18 protein-coding genes and 1 riboswitch are annotated in these 24,716 nt (G+C 57.7%); of the genes, 12 read left to right on the plus strand and 6 right to left on the minus strand.

Annotation, left to right across the window (positions count from 1 at the left end; all coding sequences use genetic code 11):
- Positions 1-105 precede the first annotated feature (105 nt).
- The 9 genes from L977_RS01220 to yegS all read left to right on the plus strand — a co-directional run bounded on the left by L977_RS01220 (position 106) and on the right by yegS (position 14,675).
- A complete protein-coding gene (locus L977_RS01220; RefSeq protein ID WP_014884517.1) occupies positions 106-1,308 on the plus strand; it encodes an MdtA/MuxA family multidrug efflux RND transporter periplasmic adaptor subunit in 1,203 nt (400 codons plus the stop codon).
- Positions 1,308-4,430, plus strand: a complete 3,123-nt coding sequence (locus L977_RS01225; RefSeq protein WP_047624382.1) for an MdtB/MuxB family multidrug efflux RND transporter permease subunit — start codon at positions 1,308-1,310, stop codon at positions 4,428-4,430. The genes L977_RS01220 and L977_RS01225 overlap by 1 nt, the downstream gene beginning before the upstream one ends.
- Entirely contained in the window at positions 4,431-7,508 is a 3,078-nt protein-coding gene (gene mdtC / locus L977_RS01230) for a multidrug efflux RND transporter permease subunit MdtC (RefSeq protein WP_047624384.1), read from the plus strand.
- Positions 7,509-8,924 carry an MFS transporter gene (locus L977_RS01235; RefSeq protein ID WP_014884520.1) on the plus strand — a complete coding sequence of 472 codons (1,416 nt, stop codon included), beginning with the start codon at positions 7,509-7,511 and terminating at the stop codon, positions 8,922-8,924.
- The gene (baeS, locus tag L977_RS01240) at positions 8,921-10,324 is read left to right on the plus strand and encodes a two-component system sensor histidine kinase BaeS (RefSeq protein WP_023330891.1); all 1,404 of its coding nucleotides are present in this window, start codon (positions 8,921-8,923) and stop codon (positions 10,322-10,324) included. The genes L977_RS01235 and baeS overlap by 4 nt, the downstream gene beginning before the upstream one ends.
- Positions 10,321-11,043, plus strand: coding sequence for a two-component system response regulator BaeR (baeR, locus tag L977_RS01245; RefSeq protein WP_014884522.1), 723 nt, complete (start codon positions 10,321-10,323; stop codon positions 11,041-11,043). Before baeS ends, baeR begins: the two co-directional genes overlap by 4 nt.
- Before the next feature lie 168 nt (positions 11,044-11,211).
- Positions 11,212-12,573: a prephenate-dependent tRNA uridine(34) hydroxylase TrhP gene (gene trhP, locus L977_RS01250; protein WP_008500866.1), complete on the plus strand. Its 1,362-nt coding sequence runs from the start codon at positions 11,212-11,214 to the stop codon at positions 12,571-12,573.
- A 313-nt stretch (positions 12,574-12,886) separates the two neighbouring features.
- Complete coding sequence (locus L977_RS01255) at positions 12,887-13,651, plus strand: hypothetical protein (RefSeq protein WP_045268764.1); 765 nt, start codon at positions 12,887-12,889, stop codon at positions 13,649-13,651.
- Positions 13,652-13,775: 124 nt separating this feature from the next.
- Positions 13,776-14,675, plus strand: a complete 900-nt coding sequence (gene yegS / locus L977_RS01260) for a lipid kinase YegS (RefSeq protein ID WP_047624387.1) — start codon at positions 13,776-13,778, stop codon at positions 14,673-14,675.
- Positions 14,676-14,728: 53 nt separating this feature from the next.
- On the opposite strand, the gene fbaB is transcribed toward yegS, so the two are convergent.
- Positions 14,729-15,781 carry a class I fructose-bisphosphate aldolase gene (gene fbaB, locus L977_RS01265; protein ID WP_014170857.1) on the minus strand — a complete coding sequence of 351 codons (1,053 nt, stop codon included), beginning with the start codon at positions 15,779-15,781 and terminating at the stop codon, positions 14,729-14,731.
- 250 nt (positions 15,782-16,031) lie between these two features.
- Here fbaB and L977_RS01270 point away from each other — a divergent pair, with 250 nt between their 5' ends.
- From L977_RS01270 to L977_RS01280, 3 genes are read left to right on the plus strand one after another with little or no spacing between them, the layout of a single operon-like run.
- A complete protein-coding gene (locus L977_RS01270; RefSeq protein WP_047624388.1) occupies positions 16,032-17,309 on the plus strand; it encodes a nucleoside permease in 1,278 nt (425 codons plus the stop codon).
- The gene (locus L977_RS01275; protein WP_014884525.1) at positions 17,306-18,310 is read left to right on the plus strand and encodes an ADP-ribosylglycohydrolase family protein; all 1,005 of its coding nucleotides are present in this window, start codon (positions 17,306-17,308) and stop codon (positions 18,308-18,310) included. Before L977_RS01270 ends, L977_RS01275 begins: the two co-directional genes overlap by 4 nt.
- Positions 18,307-19,260 (plus strand): PfkB family carbohydrate kinase, encoded by a 954-nt coding sequence (locus L977_RS01280; RefSeq protein ID WP_014884526.1) that lies wholly within the window; start codon positions 18,307-18,309, stop codon positions 19,258-19,260. Before L977_RS01275 ends, L977_RS01280 begins: the two co-directional genes overlap by 4 nt.
- Here L977_RS01280 and L977_RS01285 read toward each other — a convergent pair.
- The 5 genes from L977_RS01285 to L977_RS01305 form a co-directional block, all read right to left on the minus strand.
- Positions 19,234-19,980: a GntR family transcriptional regulator gene (locus tag L977_RS01285; protein ID WP_023330895.1), complete on the minus strand. Its 747-nt coding sequence runs from the start codon at positions 19,978-19,980 to the stop codon at positions 19,234-19,236. The two genes, L977_RS01280 and L977_RS01285, sit on opposite strands and share 27 nt — an antisense overlap.
- A 42-nt stretch (positions 19,981-20,022) precedes the next feature.
- Complete coding sequence (thiD, locus tag L977_RS01290) at positions 20,023-20,823, minus strand: bifunctional hydroxymethylpyrimidine kinase/phosphomethylpyrimidine kinase (RefSeq protein ID WP_047624390.1); 801 nt, start codon at positions 20,821-20,823, stop codon at positions 20,023-20,025.
- On the minus strand, positions 20,820-21,590 hold the full coding sequence (gene thiM, locus L977_RS01295; RefSeq protein WP_047624393.1) for a hydroxyethylthiazole kinase: 771 nt from the start codon (positions 21,588-21,590) through the stop codon (positions 20,820-20,822). The genes thiD and thiM overlap by 4 nt, the downstream gene beginning before the upstream one ends.
- A 35-nt stretch (positions 21,591-21,625) precedes the next feature.
- A riboswitch (TPP riboswitch) is annotated at positions 21,626-21,723 on the minus strand.
- A gap of 278 nt (positions 21,724-22,001) precedes the next feature.
- A complete protein-coding gene (locus L977_RS01300; RefSeq protein WP_047624394.1) occupies positions 22,002-23,435 on the minus strand; it encodes a glycoside hydrolase family 32 protein in 1,434 nt (477 codons plus the stop codon).
- A gap of 16 nt (positions 23,436-23,451) precedes the next feature.
- A complete protein-coding gene (locus tag L977_RS01305) occupies positions 23,452-24,693 on the minus strand; it encodes an MFS transporter (protein WP_014884531.1) in 1,242 nt (413 codons plus the stop codon).
- Between the last annotated feature and the right edge of the window lie 23 nt (positions 24,694-24,716).

Genomic DNA, 24,716 nt, shown 5'->3' on the forward strand with positions numbered 1-24,716 from the left:
GAACATAATTCCAGACAGTCTTCCATATTTCCTCCATTTTTCCGCTGTGTTGCCTGACTAAACTAGTATCATTCCCCGAAGTATTCAGGATGAGAACGTATAACGATGAAAGGCCGTAATAAATCCCGCTGGGCGATCGCCGCTGGCATCATTGTGGTGGCACTTGCCGCCGCCTGGTACTGGCACAGCCAATCCGCAAACTCTGGCGCCCCCGCCGGTGCCAACAGCGCATCACAGCGCCCGGCAGGTGGCGGCCGTCACGGTATGCGAGGCGGTGCGCTGGCGCCGGTTCAGGCAGCTACGGCGGTGAGTAAAGCCGTTCCGCGTTATCTGACGGGGCTCGGAACCATTACCGCCGCTAACACCGCCACGGTGCGTAGCCGCGTCGATGGTCAGCTCATTGCGATCCACTTCCAGGAAGGTCAGCAGGTTAAGGCCGGTGACTTACTGGCGGAGATCGACCCAAGCCAGTTTAAAGTGGCCCTCGCCCAGGCGCAGGGACAGCTCGCGAAAGACAAAGCCACCCTTGCCAACGCCCGGCGTGATTTAGCGCGCTATCAGCAGCTGGTAAAAACCAATCTGGTCTCCCGCCAGGAGCTGGACACACAGCAGTCGCTGGTCAGCGAAACGCAGGGCACCATCAAAGCCGACGAAGCCGCCGTGGCCAGCGCCCAGTTACAGCTCGACTGGAGCCGCATCACCGCACCGATTGACGGGCGGGTTGGTCTGAAGCAGGTCGATATCGGCAACCAAATCTCCAGCGGAGATACCACGGGCATCGTGGTGATCACCCAGACTCACCCGATTGATTTAGTCTTTACCCTGCCGGAAAGCGACATTGCGACGGTCATTCAGGCGCAAAAAGCCGGGAAAGGCCTGGTGGTGGAAGCCTGGGACCGCACCAATAAACAGAAGCTCAGCGAAGGTAGCCTGCTCAGCCTGGATAACCAGATCGACACCACGACCGGTACCATTAAGCTGAAGGCCCGCTTTAACAACCAGGACGATGCCCTCTTCCCGAACCAGTTCGTCAACGCGCGAATGCTGGTCGCGACCGAAGAGAACGCGGTGGTGATCCCCACCGCCGCGCTGCAGATGGGTAACGAAGGCAACTTTGTCTGGGTACTGAACAGTGAAAACAAAGTCAGTAAGCATCTGGTGAAAACCGGGATTCAGGACAGTCAGACGGTGGTAATCAGCGCCGGGCTTTCCGCTGGAGACCGCGTGGTCACCGACGGTATCGACCGTCTGACCGAAGGGGCGAAAGTGGAAGTGGTTGAACCTGCGAAACAGGGAGCGGCCTCCTGATGCAGGTTATGCCTCCCGTCGCTACAGGTGGGCCGTCACGCCTGTTTATCCTCCGTCCTGTCGCCACCACGCTGCTGATGGTGGCGATCCTGCTGGCCGGGATTATCGGCTACCGCTTCCTGCCCGTCTCGGCGCTGCCGGAAGTGGATTACCCCACCATTCAGGTGGTGACGCTTTATCCCGGCGCCAGCCCGGACGTGGTGACGTCCGCCATCACCGCCCCGCTGGAGCGCCAGTTTGGGCAGATGTCGGGCCTGAAGCAGATGTCCTCCCAAAGCTCCGGCGGAGCCTCTGTCGTGACGCTACAGTTCCAGCTGACGCTGTCGCTGGATGTCGCCGAGCAGGAAGTTCAGGCCGCCATCAATGCGGCCACCAACCTGCTGCCGTCGGACCTGCCTAACCCGCCGGTCTACAGCAAAGTAAACCCAGCGGATCCGCCGATCATGACGCTTGCCGTCACCTCCTCCGCCATGCCAATGACGCAGGTGGAAGACATGGTCGAGACCCGCGTGGCGCAAAAGATTTCTCAGGTCTCCGGCGTCGGTCTCGTCACGCTGGCGGGCGGGCAGCGCCCGGCGGTGCGCGTTAAGCTTAATGCGCAGGCGATTGCCGCACTGGGGCTGACCAGTGAAACCATCCGCACCGCCATCAGCAGCGCCAACGTTAATTCGGCAAAAGGCTCGCTGGACGGCCCAACCCGCGCCGTCACGCTCTCTGCCAACGATCAGATGCAGTCCGCGGATGAATACCGTCAGCTGATTATTGCTTACCAGAACGGCGCCCCGGTGCGTCTGGGCGATGTGGCGACGGTGGAGCAAGGGGCGGAGAATAGCTGGCTTGGCGCATGGGCGAACAAGCAGCAGGCGATCGTAATGAACGTCCAGCGCCAGCCGGGCGCCAACATCATCGAAACCGCCGACAGCATTCGCACCATGCTGCCGCAGCTGATCGAAAGCCTGCCGAAGTCGGTCAGCGTGAAGGTGCTTTCCGACCGCACCACAAACATTCGCGCGTCGGTCACCGACACTCAGTTCGAACTGATGCTGGCGATTGCCCTGGTCGTGATGATTATCTACCTGTTCCTGCGCAACGTCCCGGCAACCATTATTCCCGCCGTCGCCGTGCCGCTCTCGCTGGTTGGCACGTTTGCGGTGATGGTGTTCCTCGATTTTTCAATCAACAACCTGACGCTAATGGCGCTCACCATCGCCACCGGTTTCGTGGTGGACGACGCCATCGTGGTTATCGAGAACATCTCGCGCTATATCGAGAAAGGCGAAAAACCGCTGGCGGCGGCGCTGAAAGGGGCGGGTGAGATCGGCTTTACCATTATCTCGCTGACCTTCTCGCTGATTGCCGTGCTGATCCCGCTGCTGTTTATGGGCGATATCGTCGGGCGACTGTTCCGCGAATTTGCCGTCACGCTGGCGGTGGCCATTTTGATCTCCGCCGTGGTGTCATTGACCCTGACGCCGATGATGTGCGCCCGCATGCTGAGCCACGCGTCCCTGCGCAAGCAAAACCGCTTCTCGCTCGCCTCCGAGCGGATGTTCGAACGGATCATTGCGGCGTATGGTCGCGTGCTGGCCAAAGTGCTGAACCATCCATGGGCCACGCTCGGCGTGGCGCTTGGCACGCTGGCGCTCAGCGTGATGCTGTGGATTTTTATCCCGAAAGGCTTCTTCCCGATTCAGGACAACGGCATTATTCAGGGAACCCTGCAGGCGCCGCAGTCGGTCTCCTTCGCCAATATGGCGCAGCGTCAGCAGCAGGTGTCTGAGATCGTCATGAAAGACCCGGCGGTAGAGAGCCTGACGTCCTACGTGGGCGTCGACGGCACCAACCCGTCGCTGAACAGCGCCCGTCTGCAGATCAACCTCAAGCCGCTGGATGAGCGTGACGATCGCGTCAACGCCGTTATTGCACGGCTGCAAAGCGCCGTGGCCCGCGTGCCGGGCGTGGAGCTTTATCTGCAACCAATACAGGATTTGACCATTGATACCCAGGTCAGCCGCACGCAGTACCAGTTTACGCTGCAGGCCACCACGCTGGATGCCCTCAGCACCTGGGTGCCGCAGCTGGTCGATAAGCTAAAAACCCTGCCGCAACTTAACGATGTAAGCAGCGACTGGCAGGACAAAGGGCTGGCCGCGTATGTGAACGTCAACCGCGACACGGCAAGCCGTCTCGGCATTACCATGGCGGACGTGGATAACGCCCTGTATAACGCGTTTGGGCAGCGACTGATCTCCACCATCTACACCCAGGCGAATCAATACCGCGTGGTACTGGAGCACAACACGGAAAATACACCCGGTCTGGCCGGGCTGGATTCGGTGCGCCTGACCAGCAAAGACGGTGGGATTGTGCCGTTAAGCGCTATCGCCACGGTGGAAGAGCGCTATACCCCGCTGTCGATTAACCACCTGGATCAGTTCCCGTCCACCACGATTTCCTTCAACGTGTCGGACAATTATTCGCTCGGCGAAGCGGTGGAGGCGATCCAGGCGGCTGAAAAAGCGCTCAGCTTCCCGTCCGATATTCAGACCCAGTTCCAGGGCAGCACGCTGGCGTTCCAGGCCGCACTGGGCAACACCATCTGGCTGATTGTCGCCGCCGTCGTGGCAATGTACATCGTGCTCGGCGTGCTGTACGAAAGCTTTATCCACCCGATCACCATCCTCTCTACCCTGCCGACGGCAGGCGTGGGGGCGCTGCTGGCATTAATGCTGGCGGGCAGCGAGCTGGATGTGATTGCCATTATCGGCATCATCCTGTTAATTGGGATCGTGAAGAAAAACGCCATCATGATGATCGACTTTGCGCTGGCCGCCGAACGTGAGCAGGGCATGTCGCCGCGTGAGGCTATCTTCCAGGCTTGTCTGCTGCGTTTTCGTCCGATCCTGATGACCACGCTGGCGGCCCTGCTTGGCGCACTGCCGCTGATGCTCAGCACAGGTGTCGGCGCGGAGCTGCGCCGCCCGCTGGGAATAGGCATGGTCGGCGGTCTGCTGGTGAGCCAGGTATTGACCCTGTTCACCACACCGGTGATTTATCTGCTGTTTGACCGTCTGGCGCTGTGGACGAAAAGCCGCTTCCCGAAACGTGAAGAGGAGGCGTAAGTGAAGTTTTTCGCCCTCTTCATTTATCGCCCGGTGGCGACAATATTAATCTCGCTCGCCATCACCCTCTGCGGCGTGCTCGGTTTCCGGCTACTGCCGGTGGCCCCCCTGCCGCAGGTGGATTTCCCGGTGATCATGGTCAGCGCCTCGCTGCCGGGCGCCTCACCGGAAACCATGGCGTCATCCGTCGCCACGCCGCTGGAGCGCTCGCTCGGGCGGATTGCCGGGGTCAACGAGATGACCTCCAGCAGTTCGCTCGGCAGTACGCGCATCATTCTGGAGTTCAGCTTCGACCGGGATATTAACGGCGCAGCGCGCGACGTGCAGGCCGCCATCAACGCCGCGCAAAGCCTGCTGCCGAGCGGGATGCCGAGCCGCCCGACCTACCGCAAGGCCAACCCGTCCGATGCGCCGATCATGATCCTGACGCTGACCTCCGATACCTATTCTCAGGGGCAGCTTTACGACTTTGCGTCCACCCAGCTGGCGCAGACGATCTCGCAGATTAACGGCGTCGGTGACGTGAGCGTCGGCGGGAGCTCCCTGCCCGCCGTGCGCGTGGGATTAAACCCGCAGGCGCTGTTCAATCAGGGCGTGTCGCTGGACGATGTGCGATCCGCCATCAGCAACGCCAACGTGCGCAAACCGCAAGGGGCGGTTGAGGACAGCAGCCACCGCTGGCAGATCCACACCAACGACGAGCTGAAAACTGCAGCTGAATATCAGCCGTTGATCATTCACTATAACAACGGCGCGGCGGTGCGCTTAAGCGACGTCGCCAGCGTCACCGACTCGGTGCAGGACGTGCGCAATGCCGGGATGACCAACGCCAAACCGGCTATCCTGCTGATGATTCGCAAGCTGCCGGAAGCGAACATTATTGAGACTGTGAACAGCATTCGCGCCCGCCTCCCGGAGCTCCAGGAAACCATCCCGGCCGCGATCGATCTGCAAATTGCCCAGGATCGTTCCCCGACCATTCGCGCCTCGCTTGAGGAGGTGGAGCAGACGCTGGTGATCTCCGTCGCGCTGGTGATCCTGGTGGTATTCCTGTTCCTGCGCTCCGGTCGGGCGACGCTGATCCCGGCGGTGGCCGTGCCGGTGTCGCTTATTGGCACCTTTGCCGCCATGTACCTGTGCGGGTTTAGCCTCAATAACCTGTCGCTGATGGCCCTGACCATTGCGACGGGTTTTGTGGTGGATGACGCTATCGTGGTGCTGGAGAACATTTCCCGCCATCTGGAAGCGGGCGTGAAGCCACTTCAGGCCGCGCTGCAGGGGACGCGCGAGGTGGGCTTTACGGTGCTCTCCATGAGCCTGTCCCTGGTGGCGGTGTTCCTGCCGCTGCTGCTGATGGGCGGCCTGCCGGGTCGGCTGTTGCGGGAGTTTGCCGTCACGCTTTCGGTCGCCATCGGCATCTCGCTGCTGATTTCGCTGACGCTCACGCCGATGATGTGCGGGTGGATGCTCAAGCGCAGCAAGCCGCACTCCCAGCCGCGTCGCAAAGGCTTTGGCCGTTTCCTGATGGCGATGCAGGAAGGCTATGGCAAATCGCTGAAGTGGGTGCTCAACCATACCCGACTTGTCGGCCTGGTGCTCATCGGCACCATTGTGCTCAACGTCTGGATGTATATCACCATCCCGAAAACCTTCTTCCCGGAGCAAGATACCGGCGTGCTGATGGGCGGCATTCAGGCGGACCAGAGCATTTCGTTCCAGGCGATGCGCGGCAAGCTGCAGGACTTTATGAAGATCATTCGTGAAGACAACGCCGTGGATAACGTCACCGGCTTTACCGGCGGATCGCGCGTCAACAGCGGGATGATGTTTATCACCCTCAAACCGCGAAGCGAGCGCAATGAAACCGCCCAGCAGGTGATCGACCGCCTGCGGGTCAAGCTCGCCAAAGAGCCGGGGGCCAACCTGTTTTTGATGGCCGTTCAGGATATCCGCGTCGGCGGGCGTCAGGCTAACGCCAGCTATCAGTACACGCTGCTCTCGGATGATTTGGCCGCCCTGCGCGAGTGGGAGCCGAAGATCCGCAAGGCGCTGGCCGCCCTGCCCCAGCTGGCGGACGTGAACTCCGACCAGCAGGACAACGGCGCCGAGATGGCCCTGACCTACGACCGCGAAACCATGTCGCGGCTGGGCATCAACGTTGAGGCCGCCAACAGCCTGCTGAACAACGCCTTCGGCCAGCGTGAGATCTCGACCATCTACCAGCCGATGAACCAGTACAAGGTGGTGATGGAGGTGGATCCGCGTTATACCCAGGACATCAGCGCCCTGGACAAAATGTTTGTGATTAACAACGACGGCAAGGCGATTCCTCTCTCCTACTTTGCCAGCTGGCAGCTAGCCAACGCGCCGCTGTCGGTAAACCACCAAGGGCTGTCAGCGGCGTCGACCATCTCCTTCAACCTGCCCGCCGGTTCGTCGCTTTCCGAAGCCAGCGATGCGATCAACCGTGCGATGACGCAGCTCGGCGTGCCGTCCACCGTGCGCGGCAGTTTTGCCGGCACCGCGCAGGTGTTCCAGGAGACGATGAACTCGCAGGTGATTTTGATTCTGGCCGCCATCGCCACGGTCTACATTGTGCTGGGTATCCTGTATGAGAGCTACGTTCACCCGCTGACTATTCTCTCGACGCTACCCTCCGCGGGCGTGGGGGCACTGCTGGCGCTTGAGCTGTTTGGTGCGCCATTCAGCCTTATCGCGCTCATCGGGATCATGCTATTGATCGGTATCGTGAAGAAAAACGCGATTATGATGGTCGACTTCGCGCTGGACGCCCAGCGTAATGGCAATCTCTCCCCGGAAGAGGCGATCTTCCAGGCGTGCCTGCTGCGTTTTCGTCCGATCATGATGACCACCCTGGCGGCACTGTTTGGTGCGTTGCCGCTGGTTGTCTCGGGCGGCGACGGGTCTGAACTGCGCCAGCCGCTGGGGATCACGATTGTCGGCGGCCTGGTGATGAGCCAGCTGCTGACGCTGTACACCACGCCGGTGGTCTATCTGTTCTTCGACCGCCTGCGGCTGCGTTTTTCGCGTAAAAACAGATCCACGGTGACCGAGTAAATGACCGACCTCCCCGCTAACGTTCGCTGGCAGTTATGGATAGTCGCCTTCGGCTTCTTTATGCAGTCGCTGGACACGACTATCGTCAATACTGCCCTCCCCTCCATGGCGAAAAGCCTGGGGGAGAGCCCGCTGCATATGCATATGGTGATTGTCGCCTACGTGCTGACGGTTGCCGTCATGCTGCCTGCCAGCGGCTGGCTGGCGGACAAAGTGGGCGTGCGAAATATCTTCTTTACCGCCATCGTGCTGTTCACCACCGGCTCGCTGTTTTGCGCTCAGGCCAGTACCCTCGACCAGCTGGTCATGGCGCGCGTGCTGCAGGGCGTTGGCGGGGCGATGATGGTGCCCGTCGGGCGATTAACGGTGATGAAGATTGTCCCGCGCGAGCAGTACATGGCGGCGATGACCTTTGTCACCCTGCCCGGCCAGGTGGGGCCGCTGCTGGGCCCGGCGCTGGGCGGGATGCTGGTGGAGTACGCCTCGTGGCACTGGATTTTCTTAATCAACCTGCCGGTGGGCATCATCGGCGCGATTGCCACCCTGGCGCTGATGCCGAACTACACAATGCAGACGCGTCGCTTCGATTTCTTCGGTTTCATTCTGCTGGCAGCGGGCATGGCCACGCTCACCCTGGCGCTCGACGGACAAAAGGGGCTGGGGATCTCTTCCCTCATGCTCGGTGTTCTGGTCGCCCTCGGCATCACCGCGATTCTGTGGTACCTGTGGCATGCCAGAGGAAACGATCGGGCCTTGTTCAGCCTGAATTTGTTTAAAAACCCGACCTACCGTCTGGGACTGCTGGGAAGTTTTGCCGGACGTATTGGCAGCGGCATGTTGCCGTTCATGACCCCCGTTTTTCTGCAAATCGGGATGGGATTTTCACCGTTTCACGCGGGCCTGATGATGATCCCGATGGTGCTCGGCAGCATGGGCATGAAGCGCATCGTAGTGCAGGTGGTGAACCGTTTTGGCTATCGTCACGTGCTGGTGGCCGCCACGCTGGGGCTGGCGCTGGTGAGCCTGCTGTTCATGGCCGTGGCGTTAATGGGCTGGTTCTACGTTCTGCCGCTGGTCCTGTTCTGCCAGGGAATCATAAACTCCATGCGTTTCTCGTCGATGAATACCCTGACGCTGAAAGATCTGCCGGACGAACTGGCGAGCAGCGGCAACAGCCTGCTGTCGATGATCATGCAGCTCTCCATGAGCGTGGGGGTGACGATCGCCGGACTGCTGCTCGGCATGTACGGCCAGCACCATCTCAGCGTCGATACGCCGGTGGCGCATCAGATCTTTTTATATACGTATCTCAGCATGGCGGTCATCATCGCCCTGCCCGCATTCATCTTCGCCAGAGTGCCGGATGATACCAGCAAGAACGTCGTGATTAGGCGCGGCAAAAGGAGTGGCTCATGAAATTCTGGCGACCGGGGATCACCGGCAAGCTCTTTGTGGCGATCTTCGCCACCTGTATCGTCCTGCTGATCACCATGCACTGGGCCGTGCGGGTCAGCTTTGAGCGGGGTTTTATTGATTACATTAAGCACGGCAACGAGCAGCGTCTGCAGGGCTTAAGCGATGCGCTGGGCGAGCAGTACGCCCAGCACGGCAACTGGCGTTTTCTGCGCAACAATGACCGCTTTATTTTCCAGATCCTGCGCTCGCTGGAGCACGATACCGGGGACGATCGTCCCGGCCCGGGCATGCCGCCGCACGGCTGGCGCACCCAGTTTTGGGTCATTGACCAGGAGATGCGCACGCTGGTTGGCCCGCGCGCGCCGATTCCGCCGGACGGCACCCGGCGGGCGATTAAGGTCAATAACGCCACCGTCGGCTGGGTTATCGCCTCCCCGGTGGAGCGCCTGACGCGCAACACCGACATCAACTTTGACCGCCAGCAGCGCCGGACCAGTTGGCTGATTGTCGCTCTCTCCACCCTGCTCGCCGCGCTCGCCACCTTCCCGCTGGCGCGCGGTCTGCTCGCCCCGGTAAAGCGGCTGGTGGAAGGTACGCACAAGCTGGCCGCCGGGGATTTCACCACCCGCGTCGATACCCGTAGCCAGGATGAACTCGGCCGGCTGGCGCAGGACTTTAACCAGCTCGCCAGCACGCTGGAGAAAAACCAGCAGATGCGACGCGACTTTATGGCCGATATTTCTCACGAACTGCGCACGCCGCTGGCGGTCCTGCGCGGCGAGCTGGAAGCCATTCAGGACGGCGTACGTCAGTTTACGCCTGAATCGGTGGCCTCTCTGCAGGCGGAAGTGGGCACACTCACCAAACTGGTGGATGACCTCCATCAGCTCTCTATGTCCGACGAAGGGGCTCTGGCCTACCAGAAGGCGCCGGTTGATGTGATTAACGTGCTTGAAGTTGCCAGCGGCGCCTTCCGGGAACGGTTTGCCAGCCGCAACCTGAAGATCGATCTCTCCCTGCCGGACAGCGCGGTGGTGTTTGGCGACAAAGACCGTCTGATGCAGCTCTTCAATAATCTGCTGGAAAACAGCCTGCGCTATACCGACAGCGGCGGCGGGCTGCATATCTCCGGCAGACAAGAAAACGGGCGCTTTGCCCTCACCTTCGCCGATTCCGCTCCAGGGGTGCAGGATGCACAGCTGGACAAACTATTCGAACGTTTTTACCGGACCGAAGGCTCCCGCAACCGCGCCAGCGGCGGATCCGGCCTGGGGCTGGCGATTTGCGTTAACATCGTCGAGGCGCATAATGGGACGATCCGCGCCGCCCATTCGCCTTTTGGCGGGGTTAGCATTACAGTAGAGTTACCTCTGGAACGGGATTTATCGAGAGAAGCATGACCGAGTTACCGATTGACGAAAACACGCCACGTATTTTGATTGTCGAAGACGAACCCAAGCTGGGGCAACTGCTGATCGACTATTTACGCGCGGCCAGCTATGCCCCGTCACTGATAAGCCACGGCGACCAGGTATTGGCGTACGTGCGCCAGACGCCGCCGGACCTGATCCTGCTGGACCTGATGCTACCGGGTACCGATGGCCTGACCCTGTGCCGGGAAATTCGTCGCTTCTCCGACGTGCCGATCGTCATGGTCACCGCCAAAATTGAAGAGATTGACCGCCTGCTGGGCCTCGAAATCGGCGCGGACGATTACATCTGCAAGCCCTACAGCCCGCGTGAAGTGGTCGCCCGGGTGAAAACCATTCTGCGCCGCTGCAAACCGCAGCGCGAACTGCAAGTGCTGGATGCACAAAGCCCGCTGATTGTCGACGAAAGCCGTTTCCAGGCAAGCTGGCGCAGTAAGCTGCTGGACCTGACGCCTGCCGAATTCCGCCTGCTGAAAACCCTCTCTCATGAGCCCGGGAAGGTATTTTCCCGAGAACAGCTGCTGAACCATCTGTACGATGATTACCGCGTGGTGACTGACCGCACCATCGACAGCCACATCAAAAACCTGCGCCGCAAGCTGGAGGCGCTGGACGCCGAGCAGTCGTTTATCCGCGCGGTGTATGGCGTGGGGTACCGCTGGGAAGCGGATGCGTGCAGGATAGCCTAGTCCGCCGCGGGTCAACGTAAGCCGGGTAAGGCGAAGCCGCCACCCGGCACAATCACTTTACCTCCCTGCCCCTCAGCGCTACAATGCCCGCCCTTAAAGTGGGGGATCTCCCCTTACCGCTGCACCTGGTGCATGCGGATCTGACCTGTCATCAGAACGAGAACAAACATGTTTAAACCGGAACTCCTTTCCCCGGCGGGAACGCTGCAAAATATGCGTTACGCTTTCGCCTATGGTGCCGACGCCGTTTACGCGGGCCAGCCTCGCTACTCGCTGCGCGTGCGTAACAACGAATTCAACCACGAGAACCTGCAGCTCGGCATCAACGAAGCGCACGCCCTTGGCAAAAAATTCTACGTGGTGGTCAACATCGCGCCGCACAACGCCAAGCTGAAGACGTTCATCCGTGACCTGAAGCCGGTGGTGGATATGGGGCCGGACGCGCTGATCATGTCGGACCCGGGTTTAATCATGCTGGTTCGGGAGAACTTCCCGGAGATGGATATTCACCTATCGGTACAGGCTAACGCCGTCAACTGGGCGACGGTGAAGTTCTGGAAGCAGATGGGGCTGACCCGCGTTATCCTGTCTCGCGAATTGTCCCTTGAAGAGATCGAAGAGATCCGCACTCAGGTGCCGGATATGGAGATCGAAATCTTCGTTCACGGCGCGCTTTGCATGGCCTACTCCGGCCGCTGCCTGCTTTCCGGCTATATCAACAAGCGCGACCCGAACCAGGGTACCTGCACCAACGCCTGCCGCTGGGAATACAACGTCCAGGAAGGCAAAGAGGACGACATCGGCAACATTGTCCACAAACATGAACCGATCCCGGTGACCAACGTTGAGCCGACGCTGGGCATCGGCGCACCAACCGACAGCGTGTTTATGATTGAAGAAGCCAAACGTCCGGGCGAGTACATGACCGCCTTTGAAGACGAACACGGCACCTACATCATGAACTCGAAAGATCTGCGCGCTATCGCCCACGTTGAACGCCTGACCCAGATGGGTGTGCACTCCCTCAAGATCGAAGGCCGCACCAAATCCTACTACTACTGCGCGCGTACCGCGCAGGTCTACCGCAAGGCCATCGACGATGCGGCAGCCGGTAAACCGTTCGATACCAGCCTGCTGGAAACCCTGGAGGGTCTGGCGCACCGCGGCTATACCGAAGGCTTCCTGCGTCGTCACACTCACGATGACTACCAGAACTATGAGCACGGCTACTCCGTTTCCGAGCGTCAGCAGTTTGTCGGTGACTTCACCGGCGAGCGTAAGGGCGCACTGGCGGCCGTGGCGGTGAAAAATAAGTTCACCAAAGGCGACAGCCTGGAGCTGATGACCCCGCAGGGCAATATGAACTTCACGCTGGAGCATCTGGAAAACGGTAAAGGCGAAGCGATTGAGGTTGCCCCGGGTGACGGTCATACCGTCTGGCTGCCGGTTCCGGAAGAGGTGGAGCTGAAATTCGCGCTGCTGATGCGTAATTTCAACGGTGAAAGCACCCGAAACCCACACGGTAAATAGTTAATCAGGGGAATTTTTTCACGGTGGGATAATTCTTAGAATCGGATCACATACCGCTTCGTTCAATACGGGTATTATCCCCCCGCTGAAAAACATAACCCATAAATGCTAGCTGTACCAGGAACCACCTCCTTAGCCTGCGTAATCTCCCTTACGCGGGCTTATTTTTTTTCTAGAGCCCCCCATCTGGGTACCAGATGCCCTACCGACACAAAAGCGCCAGCCGTAACGGGGGTGTCTGACGCTTCGTGTATGAAATTCATATACAATGTCTGGCAACGTTAAGTTGAAAATATCAAAAGGATCCTGAGAAATGAGTAACTATATCTCTGAAGCACTTGGTGATTACAAATTGTATTTGCTGGTCTTTTTTGCGCTGTTGTTTTTTATGAAATTACCAAGCATTAGCTTCTTTACAGGACTGATTCTAAAATTATTTAGAATTAAGTACTCAGATAAAGAATACTGCGAATATGACGAAAAAAATTACAATCAGCAGCTATTCAGACTTAAAAACGGAGTAAGAGTAGCATCAACTGACGATGCAAAATTAATATCCAAGGCTCTGAATGAAGGAAAAATTGAGCGATCGGTATTGCGTTTCACAGGGCTGTTTGGAGCGGTGGGCGTCAAAAGAACGATGCGACTGGAGGCTGTCAGCACCATGTTCTTTGGTGTTCTGTTCATTATCACCGCATGTAGCATCCTCTATGATGCACCGTACATGAAAGCAGGATATGTCACATACAATATTAGCGATAGCGAAAAACTCTATGTTTCTAAACACCGTGTATATGATAAGAAGAATAACCAGTCCTGGAATAAAATTGAATGCATGGAGATCATCAAAGATCCAGTTTCTGCTCAATATCTTAAAGATGTATGCATTTATATCACGACAGATGATGGAGATCTTCGTGCAGAATTACAGGATGCAATTGACTCTGAAGCAACCGGGAAAAAGATACTTGCTGGAATCATCACCCTTCTGATTGTCACGGGTGGAGTGATAATTGTAGGTTTTAATAATTTCCTTAAGTTAAATAAAACTGTATGTGATTTAAAAGGTATTAAATAGTGTATCAGCATGAACACCGGAAGCCTCATCCCATTGGATATGTTGCAGCTTTCATCCTGTTCTTACACGCTTTTTTCCGCTCTGCTATACACTCTTACTAACGCTAAAAAAGGGAGCAGTGCGGATGGCAACCTATCCAGACAGTTTATTGATTCTCAATGGCAAAAGTGCAGGCAACGATCTGTTGCGTCAGGCGATTACCGGATTGCGTGAAGATGGCGCGCGTATTCATGTGCGTGTAACGTTTGAAAAAGGAGATGCGGCACGCTACATCGACGAAGGTATCAGGTTAGGCGCTGAGACCATCATTTCCGGCGGCGGCGACGGAACCATCAACGAGATCGCCAGTGCGCTTATCGACCTGCCCCCGGCTGACCGCCCGGTGATGGGCATCTTACCGCTCGGCACCGCCAATGATTTCGCCACCAGCGCCGGGATCCCGGAAGATTTAGAGAAAGCACTCCAGCTGGCCATCCTTGGCAAAGCCACCGCGGTAGATATTGCCCAGGTGAATGACAAAACCTGCTTTATTAATATGGCGACGGGCGGATTTGGCACGCGCATCACCAGCGAAACGCCGGAAAAGCTGAAGGCGGCGCTGGGCGGCGTGTCTTATCTGATCCACGGTCTGATGCGCATGGATACCCTTAAGCCAGACCGCTGCGAAATTCATGGCGAGGATTTTCACTGGCAGGGAGATGCGCTGGTGATTGGGATTGGCAATGGCCGTCAGGCAGGCGGCGGACAGCAGCTCTGCCCGGAGGCGCTGATCAATGACGGTCAGCTCCAGCTACGTATTTTCACAGGTGACGGCCTGCTGCCCGCGCTGTTTACCACGCTGACGCAGCCCGAAGAGAGCCCGAATATTATTGCCGGGAAATCGGCATGGTTTGAGGTGAATGCCCCGCACGGGATGACCTTTAATCTCGACGGCGAACCGCTGAGCGGGACACTATTCCGTATTGAGGTGTTGCCCGGCGCGCTGCAGTGCAGATTGCCGCCGGACTGTGTGCTTTTGCGCTGATTGTATTGCCGGGTGGCGGCTACGCCTTACCCGGCCTACGTTTCGTCCTCAGATCAGGCAATCGTTACTTTGCTGTCCAGATAGACGTCCTGAACCGCATTGATCAGCTTCACGCCGTCGGCCATCGATTTCTTAAACGCCTTACGGCCCAGGATCAGCCCCATGCCGCCCGCGCGTTTGTTAATAACCGCTGTACGCACCGCATCTGACAGGTCAGTGTCGCCCCCTGCAGCCCCGCCGGAGTTGATCAGCCCCGCGCGGCCCATATAGCAGTTCGCCAGCTGGTAGCGCACGAGGTCGATTGGGTTTTCGCTGGTCAGCTTGCTGTAGACGCGATCGTCGGTATAGCCGAAGTTGACCGCTTTATAGCCACCGTTATTCTCGGCCATTTTCTGCTTCACAATATCCGCGCCGATGGTCGCGGCCAGATGGTTCGCCTGCCCGGTCAGGTCAGCGGAGACGTGGTAATCTACCCCGTCTTTTTTGAACGCTGAGTTACGCAGGTACGCCCACAGCACGGTGACCATACCCAGCTCGTGCGCACGCTCAAACGCCGCAGAGATCTCTTCAATCTGACGGCGGGACTGTTCAGAGCCAAAGTAAATCGTCGCGCCAACGGCCACCGCCCCCATATTGAACGCCTGCTCGACGCTGGCGTAGAGGGTCTGGTCATATTCGGTTGGGTAGCTGAGGGTTTCGTTGTGGTTCAACTTCACGAGGAACGGAATGCGGTGGGCATAGCGACGCGAGACGGAGGCCAGCACGCCGTAGGTGGACGCCACGCAGTTACAGCCCGCTTCTATCGCCAGTTCAACGATGTTCTTCGGATCGAAATAGAGCGGATTCGCGGCAAAGGAGGCACCCGCCGAGTGTTCAACGCCCTGGTCTACCGGCAGAATAGAGAGATAGCCGGTGCCACCCAGTCGTCCGGTGTTATAGAGCGTTTGCATATTTCGCAGAACCGCTGGCGGACGGTTGTTATCCACCATCACCCGGTCAACATAGTCATGACCAGGCAGGTAAAGCTGGTCGGCTGGAATGGTCATACAACGATGCTGTAAAAGGCTGTCGGCGTCTTTGCCAAGCAACTGCGCAATATCAGTCATGTGATACTCCCGTAAATCCGACATCGTGTCGGTGTGTGTTTATCCCGTCCCATTTTTTATGGGCAGACTAAGCCTGGTACCGACTTAACCGATTTTCCACCCTTTGCATTTTTTTTCAGCACAATCTGCTGGCTCGATTCGTGTACAACAAAACTGTTACATTGATCAAACAATCGCCACAAAGGTATTTAAAAGGTATTATTGAGTGGTATGTTAAAGGCGTACCCTCACTGACATGCAGGATTAAAAAATGAAAACGAAAGTCCAACTGTCATTCATGATGTTCGTTGAATGGTTTATCTGGGGCGCCTGGTTTGTGCCATTGTGGCTGTGGCTGAGTAAAAGCGGGTTTACCGCCGGGGAAATCGGCTGGTCTTATGCCTGTACCGCCATTGCCGCTATTCTCTCGCCTATTCTGGTCGGCTCGCTGACGGACCGCTTCTTCGCCGCCCAGAAAGTGCTGGCGGTACTGATGTTTGCCGGTGCCATTCTGATGTACTTCGCCGCGCAGCAAACCCAGTTCAGCACCTTCTTCCCGCTGCTGCTGGCTTACTCCCTGACCTATATGCCCACCATCGCACTGACCAACAGTATCGCCTTCGCCAACGTGGGCGATATCGAGGCCGATTTCCCGCGCATCCGCGTGATGGGAACGATCGGCTGGATCGCCTCCGGGCTGGCGTGCGGGTTCCTGCCGCAAATGCTGGGCTATAGCGACATCTCGGATACCAATATTCCGCTGCTGATGACGGCAGCCAGCTCCGCCCTGCTCGGTGTCTTTGCCCTGTTCCTGCCAGACACGCCGCCGAAGAGTACCGGCAAGCTGGATTTCAAAGTGATGCTGGGTCTGGATGCCCTTATCCTGCTGCGTGATAAAAACTTTCTGGTGTTCTTCTTCTGCTCATTTTTATTCGCCATGCCGCTGGCCTTCTATTACATCTTCGCCAACGGCTATCTCACCGAAGTGGGAATGAAAAACGCCACCGGCTGGATGACGCTCGGTCAGTTCTCCGAAATCTTCTTTATGCTGGCCCTGCCGTTCTTCACCAAACGCTTTGGTATTAAGAAGGTCTTACTGCTGGGTCTGATTACGGCCGCCATTCGCTATGGATTCTTCGTTTACGGCGGCGCGGAACAGTACTTCACCTATGCCCTGCTGTTCCTCGGTATTCTGCTGCATGGCGTGAGCTACGACTTCTACTACGTCACCGCGTATATCTACGTGGATAAAAAAGCGCCGGCGCATATGCGCACCGCCGCGCAAGGCCTGATTACGCTGTGCTGTCAGGGTTTTGGTAGCCTGCTGGGTTACCGCCTGGGCGGCGTGATGATGGAAAAAATGTTCGCCTACAAAGAGCCGGTGAATGGGCTGACCTTCAACTGGGCCGGAATGTGGACATTTGGTGGGATCATGATTGCCGTGATCGCCGTGCTGTTTATGCTGTTTTTCCGCGAATCGGACAAAGAGATCACTGCAATTGAGGTGGTTGATGGCGATGCCGCGCTGACACAAGGGGAAGTTAAATGAAGCAAAACCGTATTCTCGGTGCCCTTTACGGGCAGGCATTAGGCGATGCGATGGGCATGCCGTCAGAGCTGTGGCCGAGAAAGCGCGTTAAGGCGCACTTCGGCTGGATCGACCGCTTTTTACCCGGCCCGGCAGAGAATAATGCAGCCTGTTATTTCAGGCAGGCCGAGTTCACCGATGATACCTCGATGGCGCTGTGTCTGGCGGATGCGATTATCGAATGCGACGGACACATTGATGCGGATGTTATCGGCAAACATATCCTGAACTGGGCGCTCGATTTCGACGCGTTTAATAAGAACGTACTCGGCCCGACATCGAAAATCGCGCTAAATGCGATCCGTGACGGGAAACCGGTCAGTGAACTGGAAAACAACGGCGTGACCAACGGGGCGGCGATGCGAGCCTCCCCGTTGGGCTGCCTGCTCCCGGCCACGCGTCTGGAACATTTTGTGGAGCAGGTGGCACTGGCCTCCAGCCCGACCCATAAATCGGATCTTGCCATCGCCGGTGCGGTGGTGATTGCCTGGGCGGTTTCCCGCGCCATCGACGGGGAACGCTGGCAGAACATCGTCGATGCCCTGCCGGGTATCGCCCGCTATGCGCAGGAGGCGAAAATGACCACCTTCAGTGCATCGCTGGCAGCGCGTATTGAGCTGGCGCTTAAGACAGTGCGGGAAGCTAACGGCATCGACTCCGCCAGCGAGCAGATTTATCAGCTCACGGGCGCGGGAACCAGCACCATTGAGTCCGTTCCGGCGGCCATTGCGATGGTGGAACTGGCGGGAACCGACCCGAACCGCTGCGCGGTCCTGTGCGCCAACCTGGGCGGCGATACCGACACCATTGGCGCGATGGCAACGGCCATCTGCGGGGCGTTGCATGGCGTGCAGGCGATTGATCCGGCGCTCAAGGCCGAGCTCGACGCCGTCAACCAGCTCGATTTCGGCCACTATTGCGAAAAACTGCTGCACTACCGGGAGCAAAGGGAGGGCGTATGAACTCGTTTGCCCGACGTCTTGAAACCTTGTATGCCACACGCCCGGTGACGGTGCTGGGCGCGGCGGTGATTGACGTCATCGCCGACGCCTACGCCCTGCCCTGGCGCGGGTGCGATATCGAGCTTAAACAGCAGGGTGTGAATATCGGCGGCTGCGCGCTGAACATTGCCATCGCCCTGAAACGACTCGGCATTGCGGCACAAAACGCCCTTCCCGTCGGCCACGGCGTGTGGGCGGATATTATCCGCAACGCGATGGCAAAACAGGATCTGCACAGCGCCGTGGAGGCCGAAACCGGCGACAACGGCTGGTGTCTGGCGCTGGTAGAGCCTGACGGCGAGCGCACCTTTATGTCGTTTAGCGGGGTGGAGAACCAGTGGCAGCCGGGCTGGCTTGATACGCTGTCTGTACCATCACACAGCCTGGTTTATTTGTCCGGATATCAGCTGGCCTCACCGTGCGGTGAGCTGCTGACGAGCTGGCTGGAAGGGTTACATGAGGTGACGGCATTGATCGATTTCGGCCCGCGCATCGGGGATATTCCAGACCCCCTTATGGCGCGGATTATGGCCTGCAGGCCGATCGTGTCGCTTAATCGTCAGGAAGCAGAAATTGCGGCAGAAAGACTGGGGGTGAAGCCTGAAAACCTCGGCGTGGCATGGCAGCGGCGTTTCGGCGCCGCGCTGATTGTCCGTCATGATAAAGACGGCGCGGCCTGGTATGACGGTGACGCTTCAGGCGTTGTTCCGGCGTTTCCGGCCACGGTCGTGGATACCATTGGCGCAGGCGACAGCCATGCGGGCGGCACGCTCGCCGGGCTGGCGGCAGGATGGTCACTGGCAGATGCCATTCTGTTGGGGAATGCCGTGGCGTCCTGGGTGGTCAGCCACCGCGGCGGTGATTGCGCCCCCACTCGCGAGGAACTACTCCTCGCACACAAAGACGTATAGATCGCTACGACAGTAGCTGATGCTGTACTCAATCGGCCGGTGTTGCTGGTCAAGCGCAACCTGCTTGATCACCAGCACCGGTATTTTTTCGTCCATCTTGATGTGCGCCTGAAACTCGCTGTCCGGCATACGGGCGCTCACCCGTGAACGGGTACGCTGCGGGAAAATATTCTGACTGCGGAAGTAATCGTACAGCGAAATACCAATCGCATCCGGATCGGGAATTAACCCGACCGGCACCCAGGACTCTTCAATCGACACCGCGTCGTCGTCAACATAGCGAATGCGTTTCAGCATGAACACCTCGCTTTCAGGCTCAAGCGACAGCTGGCTGGCCACCTCTTCCGGGCATTTTACCACCCGTTTATTGACCCACAGCGTGTTGGGCGTTTTACCGCGCAGCACCACCTGCTGAGAAAAACCGCGCGCCTCTTTCAGCGAATATTCGAAGATGTTGTGGATTTGCGTTCCGTAACCCCGGGCACGCGTTACAACGCCCTCGGCTTCCAGCGCCTGCATCGCTTTGCGCACGGTGATGCGCGACACGCCGGTTAACTGGCTCAGATCGCGTTCGCCGGGCAGAATATTCCCGTGCTCCAGCACCCCGCTGCGCACCGCGTTTTTTACCGTTTCGGCAAATTTCAGGTACAGCGGTGTGTTATCGGCCGCGGCGATCCGTTCATTCAGTTGAGCGATTAATCGGGTATGCGCTTGTTCCATCTCTGTTTTCTCAGACGTGGTGTTTCCTGCCAGTATACTGGCTTACCACCATGCATGAAAATGATGAACCGGCCCAATACCGTGACCGACTTCCAGAGTATCGGCTTTTGCCAGCGCCGCCGAGAGCCAGGTCTTCGCTTCGCGTACCGTATCGGCCCAGTTGTCATGCCGTGGACGCAGCGCCGCCAGCGCGGCAGAGAGCGTACAGCCCGTGCCGTGGGTATTTTTTGTCTGTACGCGCGGGGCGGTAAAACGCACTTCCCCGTCGCGGGTAAAGAGCCAGTCAGGGCTTTCAGCATCATCGAGGTGCCCACCTTTCATCAGCACCGCGCCACACCCCATCGCCAGCAGCGCGTTTCCCTGAGCTTTCATTTCACGTTCAGTTTGCGCATGCGATGTGCCTAACAGCGCGGCGGCCTCCGGCAGATTAGGGGTAATGAGCGCCACCTGCGGCAGCAATTTCCGGCGCAACGTCTCAACCGCGGAAGCGGAAAGCAGCGGATCGCCACTTTTTGCCAGCATCACGGTGTCCAGCACCACGTTTTGCACCTGATAACGCTTCAGTCGTTCTGCCACCGCTTCAACAATGTCCGTTTCGGCCAGCATGCCGATTTTGGTGGTATCAATGCGCACGTCGCTGAACACCGAATCAAGCTGCGCGGCAACAAAATCCGGTTCGATTCGGTAAACCGACTGCACGCCGCGCGTATTTTGCGCCACCAGCGCGGTAATCACTGAACAGCCGTACGCGCCGAGGGCCGAGAAGGTTTTCAGGTCAGCCTGGATACCCGCGCCGCCGCTGGGGTCGGTACCGGCAATGGTCAGGGCGTTAATCCGTTTCATGCCTGTTCCTCCAGCGTATAGAGCGCATCAAGGAACGCGCTGGCAAAACTGCCTGGCCCGCGAGCGTGCGTAACGGCAATCGTTCCGGCACGCTTCATCCATCCGCAGGCGGCGGCAACGTTATCCAGCCTGTCGCCCGGCAGCGAACAGCAGGCCGCGACGACGGCGGAGAGCGCACAGCCCGTACCCACTACGCGGGTCATCAGCGGGTCGCCGCCCGCAACCGTTCGGGTGCGCTGTCCGTCAGTGATGTAATCTATTTCCGCCGTCACCGCCACAATGGCATTGGTCTGACGGGCCAGCGCCTGTGCAGCTGGCACCGCGCTGACCGCGGTATCGGTGGTATCAACGCCGCGCCCACCGGCGCTCATTCCGGCAAGGGCAAGGATTTCGGAGGCATTGCCGCGAATGGCGGCCGGTTTAAGAGCAAGAATTTGGTGGCAAAAGCGGGTGCGGAACGTCAGCGCGCCCACGGCCACCGGGTCCAGCGTCCAGGGCTTTCCTGCCGCCACCGCGCTTTCAATCGCCCGACGCATCGACTGGGCGCGCGGCGAGGTCAACGTGCCGACGTTAATCAGCAGGGCATCGGCAATCCCGGCAAACTGTTCAGCTTCTTCGGCCTCAATCACCATCGCAGGGGATGCGCCAAGCGCCAGCAACACGTTAGCCGTGAAGGTCTGTACGACATCGTTGGTCATGCAATGGGTAAGCGGAGAACGGGTACGGAAATGATGTAAAACGTGTAAATCGAGCAGGTCAGGCTGCATGGGTTCGCTCCTGCCTTGCGTGAAGAAGCGATGACCGGGGAGGCATCTGACTTCCCTACGCTGGCATTATCCAGATCAGGTAATACGGGTATTTCTCAGCCTTCAACGAAGAAGGGCACCCCGAGTCAAAATACTTTTGAAACAATGAGTTAATTAACGCTTATTGCTGTTGTTTAGTGTAACCGCGGCGGCGTGCCAGGCGCAAGGGGTTTCGATTTATCGCGGTACTCATCACAGCAGAGACCGGGAAAGGAATCACCTGTTCATCTTCGTTTATTACTCTGTCAGAGCAGATCGGCGGTGAGTAAAGAAGCAACGTAAAACAAAGGCGTCGCCTGTCGCCTTTTTATTTGCAGACCATACGGATTATGACGTCAGGAAATTCAGGACGTTATTCCTGACGTCATTCGTTTACCCTAATTGCCATGCTCCGGCATCGATAAGCGAAGCGGCCCCGGTCCACGCGAACAACGCCAGTTCGCGACACTCTGCATCAGGGTAAATACGGCTGCTAAGGCACGCCTCCCCTTCATTGACAAACACTTCTACCGATGAATTGTCAAAGAACAGGCGCAGGTTTAGCGTGTCGTTCATATCAAGCGCAACGCTTCGGGTACCGCACAGGCCATACTGCGGATAATAACGCTCCAGCACCAGGCGCTGCATCTGCGCATCAACATAGACGCGTAAGCCATCTCCAAAACGAATGCCGTATTGCTCTGCACCGCTGTTGGCGCAATCCCACTTCAGCATGACCTCCATCGCGTCGCAGTGTTCCACCAGAGTAATCTGCTGGTTTTTAAGAGTACTTACTGGCCAGGGAAACCACTCTCCCCGGAGGCCTTCGACCTCTCTGGCCGGTCGCATTTGCAGGCGGTTATCCGCACTCAGCGTCAGTTCACGCGGTAAAGAGAGCATGCCAGCCCATCCATCTTCCTGCTCCGGCAGTGGGGATTCCCACATGTCCAGCCAGCCGATAACGATACGGCGGCCATCAGGGGTCAGGAAACTTTGTGGCGCATAGAAATCATGTCCGCGATCCATCTCCACAAACTCACCTTCTCGCACAAAAGGCTGACCAGGCTGCCACTCGCCCAACAGATAGCCACTCTGAAATAGATTACGATTTTTGTATCCTTCAGCCACCACTCCCTGAGGTGAAAACATCAGTACGCGCTTGCCATTGAGAGTGAAAAAGTCAGGGCATTCCCACATATACCCCATCTCATTTTCTGCCACCGCAAGCACGCCCATATCCTGCCACGCGTGCAGATCTTCAGAGCGATACACGCGCACCTGACCCGTTTCGCCGTCCCGCGCACCGACGACCATGTACCAGCTCTCCCCCTCACGCCACACTTTCGGGTCACGGAAGTGATGCAGGCCAGGCGGCGTGTCAACAACCATGCCTTCCCGGCTAAAATGAATACCATCACGGCTGGTCGCCAGACACTGCACCTGGTAGAGATTTGCCTCATCATCAGGATCGCCGTGGAATTTATGTCCGGTGTAAATCAGCGCAAGCGTATCGCCATCCACCACTGCCGATCCGGAAAAACAGCCATCCTTGTCTTCTGGTCCTTCTGGCGCTAGTGCAACCGGGAGATGTTCCCAGTGAACTAAATCCTTGCTGCGCGCATGGCCCCAGTGCATCGGGCCCCACTGGGTCGAATACGGATGATGTTGATAAAAGGCGTGATACCAGCCGTCAAACCAGACCAGGCCATTAGGGTCGTTCATCCAGCCAGCGCGTGCAGCGAGGTGGTAACGCGGATACCAGCGCAGGTTAAGCCCCTCGCGTCTGGACTGAAGTTCCTGCTCTGCTTTCGTAATGGAATACGTCATTTCTCTACTCTTTCGATCAGATAGTGGAAGGTTGCGGCATGAGCGGGTCAGAAGAGGACTTACCCGAGCGCAAAAGGAAGATGGAGATAAACGTGGTGCTGAACACTAACAGCCCCATAATCAGATAAGACTGGGCAAAACCGTATTTCTCATAGCTGTAACCTGCCAGCGGCGACAGGACTGAGGCAATTACCGAGCTTGTACAGGCGAAGCCCACCAGATAAAGGGTGGAAGAGAGCCGCTTATCAAAATGTAAACTGTTGTATTTAAAGATTGAGACCAGCAAAACAGGCAGTTCTACTGCGTGCAATAGTTTGGTTATGGAGATCAATACCGGCCCCTCAACCAGACCCGATGCCACCATACGCATCGCCATCACCATTCCCGCGAAAATCAGGCCATTCTTCGCGCCGAGGCGATTCACCAGCCAGGGGGCGCAGAACATCCCCGCCGCTTCAAGAAAAACCTGGAAGGAGTTGAGGTAGCCGTACATGGCGTTCCCTTCCTGCAACGTCGGGAACTGGGAGGAGAAATAGACCGGAAACTGCTGGTCGTAAACGCCGTAAATGCAGGTCCCGATTACGAAAAACACCAGCGCCCAGAAGCGTGGTAGCGTCAGCAGGCGCAGCGCGTCTTCCAGCGTGACCTTGCCGCCGGAGACCGCTTCCTGCATGGCGTGCGGTGCCGAAGAGACCCTGAGACGCGCCAGCAAAATAAAAAACACCAGTCCTGCGCAGCTCGCGACAGCGAAATTCAGCTTCGGATCGATGTTAAACAAGAGTCCCGCAAAAAAGGTCGCCACTGCCCAGCCAAGCGATCCCCACATCCTCGCTTTGCCGAATTCAAACTGGCTTTGGCGTGCCACGCGCTCGGTATAGGATTCCAGTACCCCTATCCCGCCGTTAAACGTCAAACCGATAAAAACCCCGCCGAAAATACTGCCGAGTAAAACGTTAATCTGCAGCAGATAACCAAACAGCAAAAACGCCGGACCCGAAAGAATGAGCAGACTGGTCAAAAACCAGAGCAGGTTTTTTCGCAGACCGAGCTTGTCCTGAATGAATCCATAGCAGATTTGAGCAAACAGCGCAGAGACTGAAAGCACGGCATAGATAATGCCGGTATCCCCTGCCTTTAAGCCCACTTCCTGGTGGAGCCAGATAGAAAGCAACGAGCCGGAAGACGACCAGGTCACAAAAAAGAAAAACAGTAATGCGCTCAATAAAGGGTAGCTGTGAGAGTGATGCGTTTTCATCATGACATTCTCATGTTGGAGTAATG

It is taken from the genome of Enterobacter sp. ZOR0014 (assembly GCF_000798855.1).
Lineage (GTDB): Bacteria > Pseudomonadota > Gammaproteobacteria > Enterobacterales > Enterobacteriaceae > Enterobacter > Enterobacter kobei.

Excerpts from the sequence above, each read along its gene's own strand:
- L977_RS01220 (WP_014884517.1), top strand. The coding sequence starts at position 106 with ATGAAAGGCCGTAATAAATCCCGCTGGGCGATCGCCGCTGGCATCATT.
- L977_RS01225 (WP_047624382.1), top strand. The coding sequence starts at position 1,308 with ATGCAGGTTATGCCTCCCGTCGCTACAGGTGGGCCGTCACGCCTGTTT.
- L977_RS01235 (WP_014884520.1), top strand. The coding sequence starts at position 7,509 with ATGACCGACCTCCCCGCTAACGTTCGCTGGCAGTTATGGATAGTCGCC.
- baeS (WP_023330891.1), top strand. The coding sequence starts at position 8,921 with ATGAAATTCTGGCGACCGGGGATCACCGGCAAGCTCTTTGTGGCGATC.
- baeR (WP_014884522.1), top strand. The coding sequence starts at position 10,321 with ATGACCGAGTTACCGATTGACGAAAACACGCCACGTATTTTGATTGTC.
- trhP (WP_008500866.1), top strand. The coding sequence starts at position 11,212 with ATGTTTAAACCGGAACTCCTTTCCCCGGCGGGAACGCTGCAAAATATG.
- L977_RS01255 (WP_045268764.1), top strand. The coding sequence starts at position 12,887 with ATGAGTAACTATATCTCTGAAGCACTTGGTGATTACAAATTGTATTTG.
- yegS (WP_047624387.1), top strand. The coding sequence starts at position 13,776 with ATGGCAACCTATCCAGACAGTTTATTGATTCTCAATGGCAAAAGTGCA.
- fbaB (WP_014170857.1), bottom strand. The coding sequence starts at position 15,781 with ATGACTGATATTGCGCAGTTGCTTGGCAAAGACGCCGACAGCCTTTTA.
- L977_RS01270 (WP_047624388.1), top strand. The coding sequence starts at position 16,032 with ATGAAAACGAAAGTCCAACTGTCATTCATGATGTTCGTTGAATGGTTT.
- L977_RS01275 (WP_014884525.1), top strand. The coding sequence starts at position 17,306 with ATGAAGCAAAACCGTATTCTCGGTGCCCTTTACGGGCAGGCATTAGGC.
- L977_RS01280 (WP_014884526.1), top strand. The coding sequence starts at position 18,307 with ATGAACTCGTTTGCCCGACGTCTTGAAACCTTGTATGCCACACGCCCG.
- L977_RS01285 (WP_023330895.1), bottom strand. The coding sequence starts at position 19,980 with ATGGAACAAGCGCATACCCGATTAATCGCTCAACTGAATGAACGGATC.
- thiD (WP_047624390.1), bottom strand. The coding sequence starts at position 20,823 with ATGAAACGGATTAACGCCCTGACCATTGCCGGTACCGACCCCAGCGGC.
- thiM (WP_047624393.1), bottom strand. The coding sequence starts at position 21,590 with ATGCAGCCTGACCTGCTCGATTTACACGTTTTACATCATTTCCGTACC.
- L977_RS01300 (WP_047624394.1), bottom strand. The coding sequence starts at position 23,435 with ATGACGTATTCCATTACGAAAGCAGAGCAGGAACTTCAGTCCAGACGC.
- L977_RS01305 (WP_014884531.1), bottom strand. The coding sequence starts at position 24,693 with ATGATGAAAACGCATCACTCTCACAGCTACCCTTTATTGAGCGCATTA.